19 protein-coding genes are annotated in these 17,865 nt (G+C 39.0%); 3 read left to right on the forward strand and 16 right to left on the reverse strand.

Features of this window, described 5'->3' with window-relative positions:
• Window positions 1-14: 14 nt before the first annotated feature.
• Window positions 15-485 carry a hypothetical protein gene (locus ACOMC3_RS05260; protein ID WP_420318482.1) on the forward strand — a complete coding sequence of 157 codons (471 nt, stop codon included), beginning with the start codon at window positions 15-17 and terminating at the stop codon, window positions 483-485.
• Here the strand turns inward: ACOMC3_RS05260 and ACOMC3_RS05265 are convergent.
• A complete protein-coding gene (locus ACOMC3_RS05265; protein WP_420318483.1) occupies window positions 478-1,701 on the reverse strand; it encodes a succinylglutamate desuccinylase/aspartoacylase family protein in 1,224 nt (407 codons plus the stop codon). The genes ACOMC3_RS05260 and ACOMC3_RS05265 overlap by 8 nt on opposite strands.
• A complete protein-coding gene (locus tag ACOMC3_RS05270; RefSeq protein WP_420318484.1) occupies window positions 1,688-3,556 on the reverse strand; it encodes a CBS domain-containing protein in 1,869 nt (622 codons plus the stop codon). Before ACOMC3_RS05270 ends, ACOMC3_RS05265 begins: the two co-directional genes overlap by 14 nt.
• A gap of 25 nt (window positions 3,557-3,581) precedes the next feature.
• On the opposite strand from ACOMC3_RS05270, the gene ACOMC3_RS05275 reads away from it, so the two are divergent.
• Window positions 3,582-3,704, forward strand: a complete 123-nt coding sequence (locus tag ACOMC3_RS05275) for a hypothetical protein (RefSeq protein WP_420318485.1) — start codon at window positions 3,582-3,584, stop codon at window positions 3,702-3,704.
• Between the two features lie 835 nt (window positions 3,705-4,539).
• Here the strand turns inward: ACOMC3_RS05275 and ACOMC3_RS05280 are convergent.
• The 11 genes from ACOMC3_RS05280 to ACOMC3_RS05330 form a co-directional block, all read right to left on the reverse strand.
• Window positions 4,540-5,838 carry a cryptochrome/photolyase family protein gene (locus ACOMC3_RS05280; RefSeq protein WP_420318486.1) on the reverse strand — a complete coding sequence of 433 codons (1,299 nt, stop codon included), beginning with the start codon at window positions 5,836-5,838 and terminating at the stop codon, window positions 4,540-4,542.
• Window positions 5,838-7,292 (reverse strand): SDR family oxidoreductase, encoded by a 1,455-nt coding sequence (locus ACOMC3_RS05285; protein WP_420318487.1) that lies wholly within the window; start codon window positions 7,290-7,292, stop codon window positions 5,838-5,840. The genes ACOMC3_RS05280 and ACOMC3_RS05285 overlap by 1 nt, the downstream gene beginning before the upstream one ends.
• Window positions 7,293-7,994 carry an SDR family NAD(P)-dependent oxidoreductase gene (locus tag ACOMC3_RS05290; protein WP_420318488.1) on the reverse strand — a complete coding sequence of 234 codons (702 nt, stop codon included), beginning with the start codon at window positions 7,992-7,994 and terminating at the stop codon, window positions 7,293-7,295.
• 45 nt (window positions 7,995-8,039) lie between these two features.
• The gene (chrA, locus tag ACOMC3_RS05295; RefSeq protein WP_420318489.1) at window positions 8,040-9,356 is read right to left on the reverse strand and encodes a chromate efflux transporter; all 1,317 of its coding nucleotides are present in this window, start codon (window positions 9,354-9,356) and stop codon (window positions 8,040-8,042) included.
• A 125-nt stretch (window positions 9,357-9,481) separates the two neighbouring features.
• Complete coding sequence (locus tag ACOMC3_RS05300; RefSeq protein ID WP_420318490.1) at window positions 9,482-9,934, reverse strand: hypothetical protein; 453 nt, start codon at window positions 9,932-9,934, stop codon at window positions 9,482-9,484.
• Window positions 9,935-10,109: 175 nt separating this feature from the next.
• On the reverse strand, window positions 10,110-10,502 hold the full coding sequence (locus ACOMC3_RS05305; protein WP_420318491.1) for a hypothetical protein: 393 nt from the start codon (window positions 10,500-10,502) through the stop codon (window positions 10,110-10,112).
• Window positions 10,495-10,860, reverse strand: coding sequence for a hypothetical protein (locus tag ACOMC3_RS05310; RefSeq protein ID WP_420318492.1), 366 nt, complete (start codon window positions 10,858-10,860; stop codon window positions 10,495-10,497). Before ACOMC3_RS05310 ends, ACOMC3_RS05305 begins: the two co-directional genes overlap by 8 nt.
• A 5-nt stretch (window positions 10,861-10,865) precedes the next feature.
• Window positions 10,866-11,903 (reverse strand): zinc-dependent alcohol dehydrogenase family protein, encoded by a 1,038-nt coding sequence (locus ACOMC3_RS05315; RefSeq protein ID WP_420318493.1) that lies wholly within the window; start codon window positions 11,901-11,903, stop codon window positions 10,866-10,868.
• Between the two features lie 30 nt (window positions 11,904-11,933).
• The gene (locus tag ACOMC3_RS05320) at window positions 11,934-12,311 is read right to left on the reverse strand and encodes an ester cyclase (protein ID WP_420318494.1); all 378 of its coding nucleotides are present in this window, start codon (window positions 12,309-12,311) and stop codon (window positions 11,934-11,936) included.
• A 36-nt stretch (window positions 12,312-12,347) separates the two neighbouring features.
• A complete protein-coding gene (locus ACOMC3_RS05325) occupies window positions 12,348-12,929 on the reverse strand; it encodes a YdeI/OmpD-associated family protein (protein WP_420318495.1) in 582 nt (193 codons plus the stop codon).
• Entirely contained in the window at window positions 12,926-13,693 is a 768-nt protein-coding gene (locus ACOMC3_RS05330; RefSeq protein WP_420318496.1) for an SGNH/GDSL hydrolase family protein, read from the reverse strand. Before ACOMC3_RS05330 ends, ACOMC3_RS05325 begins: the two co-directional genes overlap by 4 nt.
• A gap of 170 nt (window positions 13,694-13,863) precedes the next feature.
• Here ACOMC3_RS05330 and ACOMC3_RS05335 point away from each other — a divergent pair, with 170 nt between their 5' ends.
• Entirely contained in the window at window positions 13,864-14,223 is a 360-nt protein-coding gene (locus ACOMC3_RS05335) for a hypothetical protein (protein WP_420318497.1), read from the forward strand.
• A 56-nt stretch (window positions 14,224-14,279) separates the two neighbouring features.
• Here the strand turns inward: ACOMC3_RS05335 and ACOMC3_RS05340 are convergent, their stop codons facing one another.
• From ACOMC3_RS05340 to ACOMC3_RS05350, 3 genes are all read right to left on the reverse strand, one after another.
• On the reverse strand, window positions 14,280-15,311 hold the full coding sequence (locus ACOMC3_RS05340; RefSeq protein WP_420318498.1) for a proline iminopeptidase-family hydrolase: 1,032 nt from the start codon (window positions 15,309-15,311) through the stop codon (window positions 14,280-14,282).
• Window positions 15,312-15,516: 205 nt separating this feature from the next.
• A complete protein-coding gene (locus tag ACOMC3_RS05345) occupies window positions 15,517-17,010 on the reverse strand; it encodes a cryptochrome/photolyase family protein (RefSeq protein ID WP_420318499.1) in 1,494 nt (497 codons plus the stop codon).
• A 58-nt stretch (window positions 17,011-17,068) separates the two neighbouring features.
• Window positions 17,069-17,830, reverse strand: coding sequence for a hypothetical protein (locus ACOMC3_RS05350; protein ID WP_420318500.1), 762 nt, complete (start codon window positions 17,828-17,830; stop codon window positions 17,069-17,071).
• Window positions 17,831-17,865: the final 35 nt, after the last annotated feature.

The following is a 17,865-nucleotide window of genomic DNA, read 5'->3' on the forward strand; positions in this document are numbered from 1 at the left end:
GCTAAGCAGATCAAATGGATCTAAAAAAAATAAATATTTATGTCCAGTCGGTGTTTTATACCCTGGCAGGGCTCAATCACTTCATCAATCCTGAATTTTATTACCCACTGATTCCTGATTATTTCGTTTTTCCTGTCAGGATAAATTTCATAGCAGGAGTATTTGAGATTCTTTTGGGAGTTGGTCTATTGATCCCTTTACTCCGTAAAGCATCTGCCTATGGAATTATTCTTATGCTTGTTGCATTCATACCATCTCATGTTTTTTTCATTCAGCAGGGTAGTTGTATAGCGGATAGTTTATGCGTCCCAGAATGGGTTGGATGGGGGAGACTAGTTGTGATTCATCCATTATTAATTTATTGGGCATGGACTGTAATGAGGGGTCGCAAATTAACGGTTGATGATCAGGATTTTCAGGGAATCGGAGAAGCTATTACCAAGAGCAAGAAGGTTGATTCAAATGCTCCGTCTAATATTAAATAGGATCATAGAGTTTGGTAAACCACCTCTCTTCTTGATAGTCGTTATTTCTGGCTTCTGATTCTCTATTGAAGGCCACTAAATATTTGCCATTTTGCTCAATGCTCCTGTATCCCAATAAATGCAGCAATTCTTTGGCAAGAATAATAGCGATATATCTATTGATAACAAGTGCCGTTTGTCTACTATCCAGCCAATTAACTCCAGGAAGCCAAGCTAAAATCCTGTCTAAACGATATTTTCTCATTTTGGTAGAGAGGTTTAAAAACACACGCCTAATTCTTCTAATTGTAAAGAAGCCATCTGAACCCTGAGGCTGATATAAGGGCATGAAAATCCTGCCGTTCTCTTTAGCCCTGATTTCTTTGCCATCACTGATTGCTACCAGTTGATTTTTGTGCACTTTTTGAAAATTGAAAAAGCCAGGTTGCATTTCAAAGGCTTCATGTTCTTTGATCAGATGCCTAAAAAATATTTCATAAATGTGTTTTACATCTCCAGCTGTTTTGGCCAACAAATTATAATAGTGTTGAAAGTCTATCGAACTTTTATCTAGAATACCAGTGAAGATCATGGATAAATAGCAGAAAGCTTCGGCATTTTCTATGGACGATAGGTCATCATGTTGACCAGCTTCAAACCCAAATGCAACGTATCCAAGCTCATTGATGTAGCTCAAGATCGGCCCATCAAGGTATTCTTCAATACCAAGAATGATAGGGATTGGATATTGGCTGGTAAATGCTCTATTAAGTAGGCTATCATTAACCGTAAGAAAAGGCAGGGTTTCACTGGAAGTGGTATGTATATCAAAAAAGTAAAAGGGCCCTGGATTATCCTTTAGTATGTCCCTAATTAGTTTGTAGATCATTATTTGTTCTTCCACCTCAGGATTAGATGCCTCTTGAAGCTCTTCCGGAAGAAGCCCCATTCTGGCTCTCGTCCAAACTCTATTTAAATCTTCAGATTCGTATCTGGTTCCTTTTTCTAATGCCTGGAGATTTCCTGCAATAAAAATAATTTGACCTTTCACGAGATTGGTATCATTAAAAGTCTGGCTAATTCTATCCATTGCAAAGACTCCAGCGGGCTCATTTCCATGGATACCACCCATGAATATCAAGGTAGGTCCCGGGTTGCCACTTTTGATATGTCCAATGACTCGTTCAATATGTATGCTTGTATCCAATGCTTTACTGTAAACCTTAATCCTGGTCATATTGCTTAATATCTTTTATCGTGACTATTCCAACCAGATGCTTATCATGCAGTATTGGCAAGCATCCAATCTCATGTTTTTTCATTAGTGGAATAGCTTCACTTATTGGCATCTCAGGGCTGGCGGTGATGATGTCCGTTATCATGATGTCTTTTACCGTTTCAACACTATCTTTTGATTGATTCTTGAAAAATCTTTGCATATGGGTCCAGGTAAGCAAGCCACATATTTCACCATTTTGGCACTCTACAGGGACATGATGGATGTTTTTCCACTGGATAATCTGAGTTGCCAACTCAGCTAAGTCATCTTGCTGGACTGTAAAAACACGAGTAGACATGATATGACCAACCTGAGTCGCGTTTTCATGAGTACGTGGACGATCTGGAATCTCAGGCCACTCATGAATAGGCTTCTCTTCGTTTTGATATTTGTACATGTACTTAGTGAGTGCCAGAAGCGCATCGTCTTTTCGAGTGGTTCTTTTTAGTTTTCGGTAATTCCTAATCGACCACTGTGCTCCTGTTTGGCCTATGGTTCTTGCATCGATAATGCTCAACAAGCGTTCAGCAGATGAACGATCTACGTTCATGTATGAAAGTCCATCATAAGCCATCGGTAATAACTCTCGTGTGACAAGGTCCCGGACAGAAACTTGTCTTCCTCTCCAATTCATGATTGATCCTTTCCCATTTCTGGCAGCTTTGATGAAATTGGATTTTACATCTTCAAAATCCATGTGATTGTGTATCTCCTTATGAGCAATTGTGCGTCCTTTCATCAGGCCTACCCAAAATGCGAAGTTGGCCATTTGGTCAATTATCGTTGGGCCAGCAGGAATGTATCTGTTTTCAATGCGTAAATGAGCACTATCTGATGTTGCACCATAGCATGGACGATTCCATCTATAGATGGTGCCATTGTAAACATTGAGGGCTTTAAGTTTGGGAATTATTCCCTCTTGGAGCTCTTTTAAAGAATCGGATTTGATTTCACGACTCAGGAGGATTTTATGTTGTGCAATTTCATTTTTGTAGATATCTGTGATGCTTCCTGACTCCCAGAACTCACCGAAACTGACTCGCGATATTTGATCTTTCAATGCATAGGTTAACTGCCTTGTGTCAATGCTTTGCTGAAAGAGCGCGATGCGTGTCTCATTCCAGAGTTCCCGTCCCAATAGGAGGGGAGAGTTGGTGCATATCCCAAGAACAGGTCCTGAAATCGCTTGCGCCCAATTGTAACTGGAAATGAAGTCATCTGGATCTACTTGCAGATGCATTTGAAAGCTTGTATTGCATGCTTCCATCAAGACCGAATCATGAGTAAGGGAGAGCTCATCTACTCCTTTAATGTGAAGATTAAAGTCAGTGCCACGAGCACCAAGCATCATTTCATTTAAGGCAGTGTAGCGTGGCTTAGGTGTCATAAACTCAAAGGATAACTCAGTTTTGCTAATCGTAGGAAGGATGCCGGAAAGGAGAACATATGCTTCTCTCTTAGCAGCAGCTGTGGAGGCCTTTTTAAGAAAGGCCCGAAGATGATTTTCCATTTGATCAAAGCAATCTCCTTTAAGTTCGAGCGGTTCGAGATTGATCTCCAAATTGTAGAGTGCCAGTTCATTTGTAAAATGAGGATCGTTGATATCTTTTAATATTAAATCCGCGTTGTTCTGAGGGCGATAATTTTTTGAGATAAGACAAAGTTCTTGTTCGGCACCAATGCGACTTATTCCTGATTCAATTACTTTTTTATCCAACATCATCTCAAGACATTTTACATCATTCAGCAAGTGCTGGATAAAGGATGTCCGAGTGGATTGATCATTAGCAGAGCTCACAACTTGATTTCCCATGTCGATTTGATTTGATGCTTAAAATTTGGTCAAATCCATTGGCCAGGATATGATGTATGGCAGAGAAGAAGCTGAGATGAATCAGCCTAAGATCGCCAATCTTCCAGGTAAAATTCTAACTCAGAAACAATCCTTACCTTCCTCCTGATACCAGAATATGGATCTAAATCCATGATGGAGAATAGGCCCTTATTGGCTGACTTTAACTACCTACTTTGGACCCTGAATCATGAGCAAATTACCATGCTGCCTGCCCGACATTCGTGGTTGCTGCTTCAATCATTTCAGGTTTGATTTCATTGACCTTTGTATAGATATTATTGGACAGGGTGCCAGTGTTTTTTGAGCCGATGATAAGACCCCTGACCTTTGATACTTTGAACGTTATACATCGCCTCACTCATTCAACCTAATTAAGTTATTTGCAAATTAAAATCAACCCTAGCTGTATAGCGATTCTGGTTATAAGTATTTTGTCAACCCTAGAGTGATGCTAGATTGTCCTGAATAGTTAGTGAACCTACCGTAAGTTCCACTTCCGTTAATCCTAGATCTGAAAAAAATTCTTGAAGGATTTTGGTTTGTTTTTCCAGTGTGGTTTGAAGTTGCCCTAACTCATTTCCAGACACAGTTAGTTGTAGGGAGTGGGTAACACTGTCTTGATTTTTTTCAACAAGTCCTCCTATCCAGTCACAATTCGACCTAGGCTTTTGCCGGCAACATAAAGTTTGTTTGATAAAGAATCCAGCCAAAATAATGTAGATGGAAAATATAAGGGTAGGGAGTATTATATCTTTGATCGTGAATGGATTCACAAGTGAGCTTGCTGATTTTTAACCCTCATTAAAGTAAACCTTTATTACGGGTGAAGCTCAATTATGTTATCTATTAGTTGAAGTAATTGATTAGTAAACTGAGCGTAAAACTCCTGATAATTAAGTAATTAAGTTTAATTTATGAATAATACTAATAAAATTAGTAATTTAGTTCAACGCACGCTTATATGCGTCTAAACAGCGTTCCCTTGCTTCTTTATGATCGACTATCGGATCAGGGTAATATTGGGTGTCAATTTCCGGAACCCATTTGTTGATGTACTTTCTATTCTTATCAAATTTGTCTGTCTGTGAATACGGATTAAAGATCCTGAAATATGGTTGGGCATCTACTCCTGTACCTGCTGCCCACTGCCAACCCCCGTTGTTACTGGCCAGTTCATAATCCAGTAATTTTTCAGCGAAGTAAGCCTCTCCCCACCGCCAATCTATGAGTAGATGTTTAGTTAAAAAGCTGGCAACTATCATCCGTACACGGTTATGCATAAATCCTGTTTTGTTGAGCTCTCTTATGCCCGCATCGACGATGGGATAGCCTGTCTTTCCGGCCTTCCATTTTTCAAATTCCTCCTCGTTATTTCGCCACGTTATTTCGTCGTATTTACTGTTAAAATTTTGATCAATAACTTTTGGAAAATGCCATAAAATCGCTTGATAAAAATCACGCCAAATCAGTTCATTGAGGTACTTCTCATTCAGCGCTTTTGCTTCCCTCACAAGTTTCCTAATGCTAACCGTCCCAAAGCGGAGATGTAAACTCATTCTGCTGGTTCCTCGGATGGCCGGAATGTCCCTGGTTTCATCATATTTTTCAACAACAGATTTATTCAATTTTCGATCTGGAAATTCAATCCCTGATGGCTCAAAACCAATCTCTTTTAAAGCAGGAATTTCTTTAACATCCGTTTGATACCAATTGGATTCTTCCTCTGATTTATAAGAGCTAAGGTGTCCCCCTTCTAATGTTTTTTTCCACAGCTTGCTATAAGGTGTGTAAACCACATATGGATCTCCATTGTCTTTTACGATCTCATCCTTTTCAAAAATTACATGATCTTTTTTTGCTCTGAATTCAATACCATGTTCTTTAAGTAAATGGTGAATTTTTTCATCTCGCTCTCTGGCATACGGTTCATAATCTTTGTTCGCCCAAACAGATTTGACGTCGTAATCTTCGAGTAGTTTTTTCCATTCTTGTTCAGGTGTGCCCACTCGAATATCTAAGGTTCCGCCATGATTGCGGACCTCTCCCTGAAGTCTCAAAATCTCCTGATGAATGAATTCTACCCGTGCATCTTTTGACGGTAGTTCATCAAGAATGTGGGTATCAAAAATGAATATCGGTTGAACCGGATATTCTTCCTGATGCGCGTGATACAAACTCCTGTTGTCTTCCAAACGGAGGTCCCTCCGAAACCAGAATATAGTGACTTGTGGTTTACTCATTATTTTGCTTGATACGAAATAATATTCCTTGCCATATTTTTAAAAATGAAACCATGAAAGGGAAAGACCAAATACCAATAGAGCCTACCCCATAATCCTAAAGGTCTGAAAGTTGCTGTTTGAATCAAGCAATATTTATCGTCTTTCGGTTTGATTTTGAATTCTAGCCACGCATCTCCTGGAAGCTTCATCTCAGCAAAAAGCAAAAGACGACATTCCTCTTTGTTTGCATACAGCACTCTCCAAAAATCCAATGAATCACCGCCCTTAAGATCATTGGGACTTCTCCTACCTCTTCTTAGTCCTACACCACCGACCAGCTTATCCAGGAATCCTCTTATTTTCCATAGGAAGTTGCCGTAATACCATCCTCTTTCCCCACCAATTGCCCATACATTATCTATCACTTCTTTAGGATCTCGATCGAATGTAAAGTTTTTGAAATCTTTGAAACAGCCATGTTTTGGAGCTTCGTATTGACGAAGAAAACTTGAACTAAAATTAGGATCAGAGAATGAGTCTTTCCAGCTAGAGACTACTTGCTTTTGGTTTATTCTTAAAAACGTTCTCTCTAAAGACTCTTTGTAGCTCAATTTTTTTATTGGAACAATGTTGGCAATACTATCATCGCGAACGATTACTTCGTTTTTCATACTGTCGACCAGGTTTCTTGCTAGCCTGTATGAAGTAGATGTTACCAGATAAAGCCAAAGAGAAGAAAGTTTTATTGTTAATACTGGAACAGTTAAAATGTACCTTTTTAACCCTCTTACCTCAGCAAATTGTAAAAGCATTTGCTTATAGGTTAGTATATCTTTCCCACCGATATCATATGTTTTATCATAAGCTTCTTTATTTCCCAGCACTCCGGACAGATATTGCATGACATTATAGATGCCAATTGGCTGACATTTGCTATTCAGCCATTTTGGAGCAATCATAACAGGGAGTTTTTCGACTAAATCTCTTATGATCTCAAATGAAGCTCCTCCAGATCCAATGATGATTGCTGATCTTAAGACAGTTAGCTTGACCTTTGATTTTTTTAATATCTCTTCGACATTTTGACGAGACGATAGGTGATCGGATAATTCTTCATCATTAGCTATACCACCCAAATAGATAATCTGGCTTGTTTTGGTTGTGCTTAAATAATCGACAAAATTTTCAGCGGTAGTTGCTTCAAGCTTACTGAATTCTTTACTATTGGAAGTGAGCGAGTGAATGAGGTAATATGCCGCATCAATGTCCTTTGGAAGCTTTTTTAAACTATCCGAATCTAGAAAGTCACATTCGATAACCTCAACAGATTTCAAGAATTCATCATCAAAATCTTCGAAATCAAACCTTCGCTTATCCCGAACTGGGCAAACCACATGGTGACCCGCATCCACTAGATCGGGAAGTAAACGTCGACCTATATAGCCGGTAGAACCTGTTAAGATAATTTTCATTTAAAGTGGTCTTACTGCAGACATGCCTCCATCCAGACCGATAATCTGTCCGGTCATCCAGCTGGAATCGTCTGATAGTAGAAAGGTAGCTAATCTTGCCACCTCTTCAGCTGATCCTACTCGATTTAAAGCATGTCGCTCTCCTGAACTTTTCTTTTTTTCATCTGAAGAAAGAATTCTGCTTGCTAAAGGCGTGTCTGTAACTGAGAGCGCAATACAGTTGACACGTACTTTTGGTGCCAATTCTGCAGCTAATGAACGAGTAATTCCCTCAAGAGCCCCCTTACTCGCTGCAACAGAGGCATGAAAAGGCATACCTTGAGAGACAGCCACCGTACTAAAAAAAACAATTGATGAGCCTTCTGTTTTTTTCATTGTCTTAACAACCGACTGAAGGGTTTTAACTGCACCTTTAACATTGACTTCAAAATCATCCTGGAAATCATCAGACTTTAATCCGTGAAAAGGCTTTAAGTTTATTGTACCTGGACAATATGCAAATCCATCTACTGTTTCTAAGTCAAGTTTAGGGCCTTCATTTGACGTCACATCATACTCAATGTGTGAAACATTTGATAGTGAACCCAGTTCCCCATTACTTCTTGAAAGAACAGTGACGTTATGACCTTTCTGTGTTAATTGCCTAGTGATTTCGTATCCAATACCGGAGCTTCCTCCGACGACTATATAATTCTTTGCCATGCAATCATAACTAAGCAGGCATACGAAAGTTTGAATTACTAAATATTAAATTCCTACTTCAATGAGATATCGAATTAGTCCAAACAAGGCACTCACACCTATCCATGTGATCATGTTAACCCTGAACCGATAAAGCGCGAAAAACGAAATGACGATCCAAATGAGAACAATATAATCCAGACCATTTAAACTTAACTCAGAAGGGAAAACAACCACTTTTCCTAGATAGATGGTCAGATTAAGGATAACTCCAACAACTGCGGCTGTAACAATACTCAAGGCTTGTTTTATGGTTTCATTATCTCGTGTTTTTTCAATTATAGGAGCGCCAGCAAAAATGAACAGAAAGCAAGGGATGAACGTGTAAATGGTGGTTGTAATAAGTGCCAATGAGCCCATCATTAGTGACCCATTGAAAGAATTGTATCCGGCCATAAAACCAACAAATACCAATACCATTACTAATGGGCCGGGAGTTGTTTCTCCAAGTGCAAGTCCATCGATCATTTGAAGTTCAGATAGCCAATGAAGTTCTTCTACACTTACTTGAGCGACATAGGGCAATACCGCATAAGCACCTCCGAAAGTGACAAATGCAGCCTTTGTAAAAAAGAGCGTTAACTCTTTCCAGAAAGCAAAATCAGGGGAAAGAGTATAAAATAAGGCGAAAGGTGTTATCCAGATAATAGCAGTAATTATTACTTGTTTGACCAATCTGGAGCCTTTGAATCCAGCATCTTCCATGTAATGATTTTCATTGATGTAGTACGTTTCTTCATCCTTCGCAAGCTGTGCTTTTGCATTGGCAGTCTGATGAAAAAGTGAAGGAAGAAATTTCTGAGTGATAAAAGCTATTAAAAGTGAGACCAAAATAATAACTGGAAAACTGATATTGAAAAAGAAGATGCTAATAAAAGCCGCAATGGCTATAATGAAATGGAAAATGGTGTGAAGCGACTTTTTACCAATTTTGATTAGCGCGAGGATGACAATTGCAATCACCGCAGGTTTTAGTCCATCGAAAAGCGCATAAACCCAGGGGATATTACCGAATGTAGCATATAGAGCTGTTAATCCAAGGAGAATGAACATGGATGGCAGAATAAAGAAGCTCCCAGCGATTAGCCCGCCTTTTGTGCCATGAAGTAACCAACCAGTATAAGTAGCCAATTGCTGTGCCTCAGGTCCGGGAAGAATCATGGTGTAATTGAGTGCATGCAGAAAACGACTATCCGAAATCCACTTTTTTTTGTCAACCAAAAATTCGTGCATGATGGCGATTTGACCCGCGGGTCCACCAAAGCTTATGAATCCGAGCTTTAACCAGAACCAAAAGGCTTCTTTAAATGAGGGTTTCTCCATTTGTTATTCTAATCGAACACAAATATGACAACCCACATGTTACGCAAGTGTTATGCTTTGACACTAAACTTCAAATTAATAAGTTAAATGACACCAAGGAGGTTGGGAGTTATAGGTGTATCCACTTAGTTAATTATTCTCACATAAGACTCGTATGTCGTTTCTTCTTCACCTTTGATAATCTGGGTGTAGGTAGAGTCCTTCATATCAATCGCAATTCTGAAAAAGTTACCATCATTGGCAATTGCTTGCCTAAATGCCCAGGATCCGGAAAGCATGGTTTCATATAAGGTGTCTCCTTCAATGTTATATGTACCGTAACCAAACCACTCCGTGTATTCAGCGGGAGATTCAAATCCCCACATCACACTTCCATCCACATACATTTTGTATTGAACACGTTCATCGGTAGAGGTATCACCTTCGTTTGTTACCGTCATATAATCAGTCATTCTCCACGCTCCGGTTAGTTTATCACGTACTTGTTCTTCTCCTCCGGTCATTTGTGCTGCTGGTGTTTTTGTCTGACAATTAACTACCATAAATGCAACGAAAAATAGTGAGGCTGGATATTTCATTTTCATAGGTTTTAGGTTTATGATAATTTAATTAAAATATTGCATAATACCCTTTCAAAGGATAAAAATTTGGCTTATTCAAAAAATTAAATATTAAAACTAAATGTGATTTGAAAAACGAAATAGGCGCCTAAGAATAAGAAGGGATTTGAAAATAATTTTAAAATTTCAGTCTCTAATAATTGTCCGTTCGAATGGTTTGGAATTCAATTTTGACTAAAGCGAGGATAACTACAATTTCAACTAAAAAATAGGTGATACCAAGAGACGTAAGGCTGTTGAATTGAGCGACGATGAGGTACAAAGTGATTATACAATATGTGAGATTCGTGTAAGCAATGATGCGAAGAAACAATTGCCAATTTTTAGGTTTGAAAATGTGCATTGAGAATGAATAAATGGCGAAAATAAAAGCGAGTGCTGCCAATAGCTCAAGCAAGTGTTGTGGCATTCCGATCCACTCTTGAAGTTTAATCAAAACAAAACCAAGAAGAAATGTTGAAATAAGTGCTCCAATTCCATCTATTAGAAAAATGTTTTCAGGGTTTATTGATTTTGGCTTATTCATACAGCTTAATCCATTCAACAGAGTTATCACTTCTGAATTTAACAATAAGTGATTTTTGTTTGAGGGTCCAAGAACCAATAGCATTGCGTTCGATAGTGTAGTAAAGATGATTATTTTCCTCTTTATCAGGGTTTCCTAACATTTTCAATACCTCTGACTTTGAAAGCGTACGAACAGAATCGCTATATAAGACTTCTTCATACATCAGTGGTCGGAATGGATATTCGTCCAGCTTCTTTTCTTTCCATTGTTTAGAATTGAAAGAAAGTGACTCTTTCGATTCTACCTTCTCATTTTCTTCTCTACTTGATTCACAGGCAGAAAAGACTAGTATTGACATTAAAATGATTACTCTCATTATTACTAAAATGAATGGATAACAAGTGCTCCAGTGTGTTCAAATTTATTCATGTTTGGCAGAGCGGAAACTGCTTCTTCCAGAGATATGGTTCTCTCAATTAATTGCTGAGGCCTTAAGCTGCCATCAGTTATCATTTTTAGCATTTTAGGATATTTGAAGGCCTGCATACCATGACTGCCAATAATCTCCAATTCATTCGCAAGCACTTGATCCATTGGTATCTTAGGGTGATGGTGATCTCCAGTCATCAAACCAACCTGTACATGTCTTCCTCTTTTTCTGAGACTTGCGATAGAATTGAAGCAAGTTTTTTGACTCCCTAATGCGTCAATTGATACATGAGTGCCTCCATTTGTGACAGATTTAATTGCTTGTACTACATCATTGGTTTTTGCATTTATCGTAGTAGAAGCTCCAAGCTTTTTTGCAAGGTTTAACGTATCCTCATTGATATCTATGGCTATTACTTGAGCACTCAGTGCATGTGCAATCATGATGGCTGAAAGTCCTACACCTCCGCAACCATGCACTACTACAAACTGACCTTCTTCAACCTTCCCCTGATCTACAACTGCTCGGAATGATGTGATGAACCGACAGCCAAGAATAGAGGCAGTTATGTCATCTATTTGTTCAGGAAGTTTCACCAAGTTGGTATCTGCATAATCTAAGGCTACATATTCAGCAAACGAACCCCAGTGTGTGAAGCCGGGTTGTGATTGATGATCGCAAACCTGATGATTACCTGATGTGCATTGTGAACAAGAACCACAACCGCAAACAAAAGGAACAGTTACTCGATGACCTTTCTTGAATTTTTTAACTTCAATTCCTACCGCTTCTATAATTCCAGCCAACTCATGCCCCGGGACATGAGGCAGTTGGATATCAGAATCATGGCCCATCCATCCATGCCAGTCACTTCGACACAGGCCTGTCGCGCTAACTCTCACTACAACCCCATGGGGTTTTGGTGTTGGATCAGGAACGTTCTCTATGCTAAGTAGTCCCTGGAATTGCTCGTAGATTACTGCCTTCATTGATAAATTGATAGAAAGCTAAAATTAGCTTCAATACATTGTATTTGGGTTAGCGGACTTTTCCGGGATTTGTTGGATCGAATCCCAGTGTTCGCAAATCTTTCCAAACTTATCAAAACGAAAGAAGTCCATCGTTACATATTGATCATTTCCGGGCCAGGTTTGATGGGTGTGAAGGGCGACTAAATCCCCCTCCGCAATGCAACGTACAAATTCAATCGACTTATCGGGATACTCCTTTTGCATACGCTCAAAATAGTCAATAAAGCCTTGTGTCCCGTTGGCAACATCAGGATTGTGTTGAATGTAATCATCGCCGACATATTGCTTTACTGCTTCCGCAGGATTGCCCTCATAGGCTGTACGGTAGAAAGCAATGGCGTTTTGTTTGTTCTGTTCGAGGTTCATAAAATCAACAACGTTGATTTGTTTTAAAATGGTTTCTTATCGCTCGTTCCAGCCTTTACCTTCGAAGATTCTGGACATACTTTTTTCAATACGTGAAACTCTTGTCGATGATTGCTTTGCTTTTGAGAAATGCAGGAGATATCCGCGTTGACGTCCAGGTGTTAACGCTTCAAAGGCAGTTTTGAATCCTGCGTTTCGTTCGAATTTTTGCGCGAGCTCTTCTGGCATTGGAAAATCTTTTGTTCCTTTCATCTCTACTTTCAGGCCAGCTTTTTCTACCTCAATCGCCTCGTAGATATATGCTTTTATTGTTGCTTGCTGATTTCCAATCTCTGTGGCATTGGTAAATCGCATCTGGCGTGCAGATTGAACATTCTCAGTCTGCTGAACTAAGATTTTCTCTGAGTCTTTGAGTAAAGCGCCTTTATGAAAGAACAGGGCGCAATAATTTTTAAAACCATGGATCAAGACAATGTTATCTCCCTTGTATGTATAGCAAGGGTGGCCCCATTTTAATTCTTCAATTAATCCACAATCCAGCGCAATTCTTCGGAGTTGGGAATATTCCTCTTTCCATTGGGTGGCTTTTTCAAAAAACCAATTGACTTTGGTGTTCATAAGGTGACCTCTTTTTCTATGAATTTGGCAATCACATTAGCCCATGTCTGATACGTTAGCTTGGAGGGGTGAACACCATCACTAAAAAAATCTTCATGCGAATGCCTGTTCCCCAATCGATCTATCCAATCTGAAACTTTGATTATTTCTGATGAAAAATACACGTGATCGGTCCTTTGACATACCTTTTCAAGTTCCTCCGCAAAGATTTCCACAAGGTTGCCAATAGCAAATTTCATGAGGGGTGTAAACGCCGGAAAGTCTTTGATGGGAGGCATATTACTGAATACAATAGGTACATTACCAAATTTGGTTCTGAGTGATAGAATTAATTCATGGACATCTTTGATCCATCCAGATGGAGTATTCAACTCAAAAGCATCATTTCCACCCAATCCAACCACAATCAGATCAACTTTATCTTCCTTTATTGATGGAATAATTTTCTGGGTAGCACGCTTTACTGTAAATCCACTTTTAGCATACACCTTCCATGAAACGTTTACTTTGATGATACCAGCCAATCGTTCTGCAAGTGTTCCAGTAAATCCTTCTTCATGCGTATTTACACCAACACCAGCCATTGAGCTTTCACCAATCGTTATCAAGCGAATGGTTCTTTTAGCTGAAACATTTGCAATTCCATTCAAGCCTTTCGCCTCAGGAAGGGGAGGGATTTTGGCTTTGATGCGCATTCCCTGGTAAAACATAATCGGCAAAAGTGGCAATGATACTAAACCACCAAGTAGATATTTAGGATTCATATTTTTGTAGGCATACGAAGCTTTGTAGCTTTTTCATAAATGTAAAGGTTATCTGTTGAAATTACTTTTTTTAAGAGGTAATTGCAATCCTTAAAAAACATGTATTATGAACTAATTATAATAATTCTATTATTTAGAGGTTTATCTAGTATCACTAATCATTAACTCATATGTACGTATTTGCCATACTCATTTCATGCTTTTTTCAGGAAGCTAATTTCGAATTATTTACAGAGACAGGAGATCGTATAGCTTCCTCTGTTGAAAATGATGGAAAAGGAATCTACCTTATCAATAGTTCTAGATATTTACAAATTGCATATTCTTCGGGATTAAAAATTGAATCAGTAGAAACCACTCAAATTCGTGACGGTGTAAGAATTGGATCGATTAAGACATCTGCGAAGATTGGTATGAAGTATTTTAATGAAAACCTGAAAGCAGGTGATGAACTGGTAATTGAGATAATTCTGACAAGTGAGTCGGACGGTGATGATAGCGTGATTTTTAATTTGGATGTAAAGAAATAGTCGAATTTTAAATGCTATACTGCCTTTTAAAGGCAAAGAATTCAGAGCAGGATTTTCTATTGACTTGAATTTACATCTTTCATGAACTTGATTAAACCTTCAAAATAGGTTTGCTGGTCATCATACATTGCTAAATGGCTACCATTTGGGCAATGGAGGTATTGTCCATTCTGGACAGTATTCGCAATCATTTCCATGTGTTCTGGATCCATAGTATCATACGCTCCTCCAATGGATAGGCTAGGAACCGTGATGTTCGGGAGCTGATCCGTAATATCCCAGTTTTCAAGTTTTGCCCCGCCTTTGATTCCAAATTCACTTGGACCTTGCATGGTTAAATAGAGGTCATAATTAATGTTCGCAAACGCCCGATTCACTGGATTTGGCCAATCTGCTAATGGCATTCTAAGTACATGCTCGGTATAATAATTATTGTACAAAAGCTCAGCATATCTTGGATTGCCAAAATCTTCAGCTGCCTCCAGAGCCATGACTTCAGCTAAAACAGCTGAATCCAATTGTGGACCTAGCACTTCTACAGCATATGTGTTGTATTCTGGAACTGATGCCATCATATTGGAAATGATCACTCCTTTGAGGTTTTCCTGATACTTTAAAGCATATTCCATGGCCAGTATGCCACCCCATGAACTTCCAAGTAAGTAAAAATTATCTTTGTTTAAACCAAGTGCCTTTCTGACTTGCTCTACCTCGTCAACATATCGTTCTACTGTCCAAAGTGAAGAATCGTTAGGCTGGTCGCTATAAGCTGATTCAAGTTGATCATAATAGTAATATTCTATCCCAGCTTTCGGTAGGAATGAGTCAAAGCATTCGAAATATTCATGCGTTGCACCCGGACCACCATGAAGCAGGAGTAGCTTCATTTTAGGATTATTTCCAACCCTTTTCGTGTACACATTAAATTCACCCGACGCTGTTTGGATTGGAATCATTTTCACCCCACCTGATAACTCATCATCACGATTAGAATAATCGAGGTAAGTGTCAGATGTTGATTCTGTCTGGCTGGTTGGCTGGCAATAGGTAAATATGATTGCTAAAGCGAAATAGAATAGGTTTTTCATGGTCAGTTGGTTTTACCTCAAGTTAGCAAACTTGCTTTAAATCTTGACCTGGCCAGTTTAAGAGTTGGCCACACACTAATATGAAGATCCCGGCACAAGGCCGGGAATAGCTAGTTGCCGGATTTATTCCGGCATCTTCAATAATATGTTATTATCATTTTAATTCTAGGACGAAGATTCGACAGGCAGAAGCTCGGGATTAGTATCATGTAGTTACTTTCTCAATAAACCGATTCGCTGCTTTAAATATCCTTTCCTTCTTCTCAGGATTCATTTTTTTAAGGGTAGCCACCATCATAGACATGCGCTGGTTGTTGGCAAATGTCTCCAGGTTTTTATCAATGAATCGCCAGAATAGACCATTCACCGTATCCTCCCAATCTCCCTTTCCATAATCGCTCATTTTTTTGATGTAGTTGGCCCCACCGATATAAGGTTTGGTGGCAAAGATGCCTCCGTCAGCAAATTGACTCATTCCATAGACATTAGGTGCCATCACCCAATCTGCCGAGTCGACATACATCTCCATGAACCATTTGTAAACCTCATCAGGGACTAATTCACAGAGTAACATGATATTGCCAAGCACCATGAGTCGCTCGATGTGATGTGTGTAGCCATATTTCTGTGCTTTCTTGATTGCATCATCTAATGGAGGAATGCCTGTGGTGCCATCATACCAACAAGTCTTCATTTTTCGCTTATGATTAAAATAATTGACGTTTAGCTTTTCATCGTATTCATGGTAGATGCCACGCATAAATTCGCGCCAACCAATGATCTGACGAACAAAACCCTCAACACTTGGAAAATGAATGTCATTTTGATGATAATAATCTATTGCCTTATCAATTACTTCGTCAGGCGTCACTAACCCCATATTAATGTAAGGAGATAGCACGGAATGAAATACAAATACCTCCTTGCTGTGAATGGCATCTTCATAAGGACCGAAATTCTCAAAACGCTCTTTGAGAAAATCATTGAGCAGATACAATACCTGTCTTCTTGTGGTTGCCCAGTTAAAACTGTCTGTACTTCCGGGATGATCTGGAAAGAGGTCTTCCACTAGCTTTTGAATTTCTACTGTGTGAATGGTAGGATTGGGGGTAGGCTGATCCGGAATGCTTACGTCTTTTGGTAACTTCTTTCGATTCTCCTCATCAAAGGACCAGCTACCGTGGGACGGCTGCCCATCATCGTCAACCAAAATTTGAAGGTCTCGCCTTTGTTGCTTGTAGAACGTCTGCATAAAGGGTTTATAATCCGTATTGAATTTCTTAAACTTCTTTTTTGTGTTGATGAATCCAGGTGAATCCACTATGGTAAGTTTAATCTTCTCTACCTGACAGAAATCCTTAATCCGTTTTTCAAAGAAATGATCCTCTATGTCATAGGTGACAATTTCCTGTATATCAGCATAAGAATCGATGGTTTCTTTTAGTTTATTTTCATAACTCTTGTCCTGATTTTCTTTGGACAGTTTGTGATAGTCAAGTGAATAGTCTTTTTCAATTTCTTCTGCATGCGAGCGCATGGCGGAAAGGAATAGAATCAATTTATGCTTGTGATACTTGAAGTGGGTACATAATCCGGTATCCTCAGCCATAAAGAAAAGTGTATGACTGTCAGGATTTAATCGATTATGGTCTGGAAAGAGGCAATTTCCAAGAATGAGGGCTAATTTATTATATCCCATCCATCAATAACAATGGCCGGAAGCTATTTGTTGGTTAGCGACATAAATGGTGATGTAATTAATCTCCCGATTCTAATCCCATTGCTTCTTCTAAACTAAGGAGTTTGATATCATCACGTTTTCGAAGCTCGCGTAAAAACCAACCCTTATGTCCCGCACCAAAAGTGATTACAATTCGCTTATCCTGATTGGCGTATTCATTCAAAGCTTTTTCAATGTTATTGTAATGGGCCTTATTAATGTTATCCCATCCACCCAGTCCAAGTTCTTCATTGAAGAGTTCATTGTATACGCTTAGAGCAATTTCACTTGCGTCATCATATGCTTGGGAGTTTATCCAATAAGGGTCGTATTGACGGCCTGAAGTAACCTTGATTGAATCAGCAATGTATCTGGCTAATCCATATTTTTTCCAGTCATATTCACGATTCGGATCATCTCGAATGGTACGCATTTTGGCTAATCGATCATTCGCCATTGCTTCAGTCCAGGCTGATGTTGGAATAATCGTAAAGTCCATTTCCTTAGTTAATGGAATGATGACATCTACATATTCAGGAAATTGTGCGACTCGGTATTCATTAACTACCCCTGTTGCTTGATAGCTCTCCATTGCTTGTTGAAAGCGATCCGGAGGAATCTCAGCAAGGATGATATCAGGATCAATTTTTTGGATCATTTCCTTTAAAACTTCAGTAGAAAATTCAGGTTCAGTCAGATGTTTACCATGAATTAGACCAAGCACAAGGACTTCATTCCTTTGATCAGTCTCGCAAGAGAGTAGTGTGGCTATGAGAAGTAAAAAAGCAAATCGGTTCATAAAATTTAGCCTATGAGTGTAAGTTCTGAAGAGAA

This window comes from Ekhidna sp., assembly GCF_965212185.1.
Lineage (GTDB): Bacteria > Bacteroidota > Bacteroidia > Cytophagales > Cyclobacteriaceae > Ekhidna.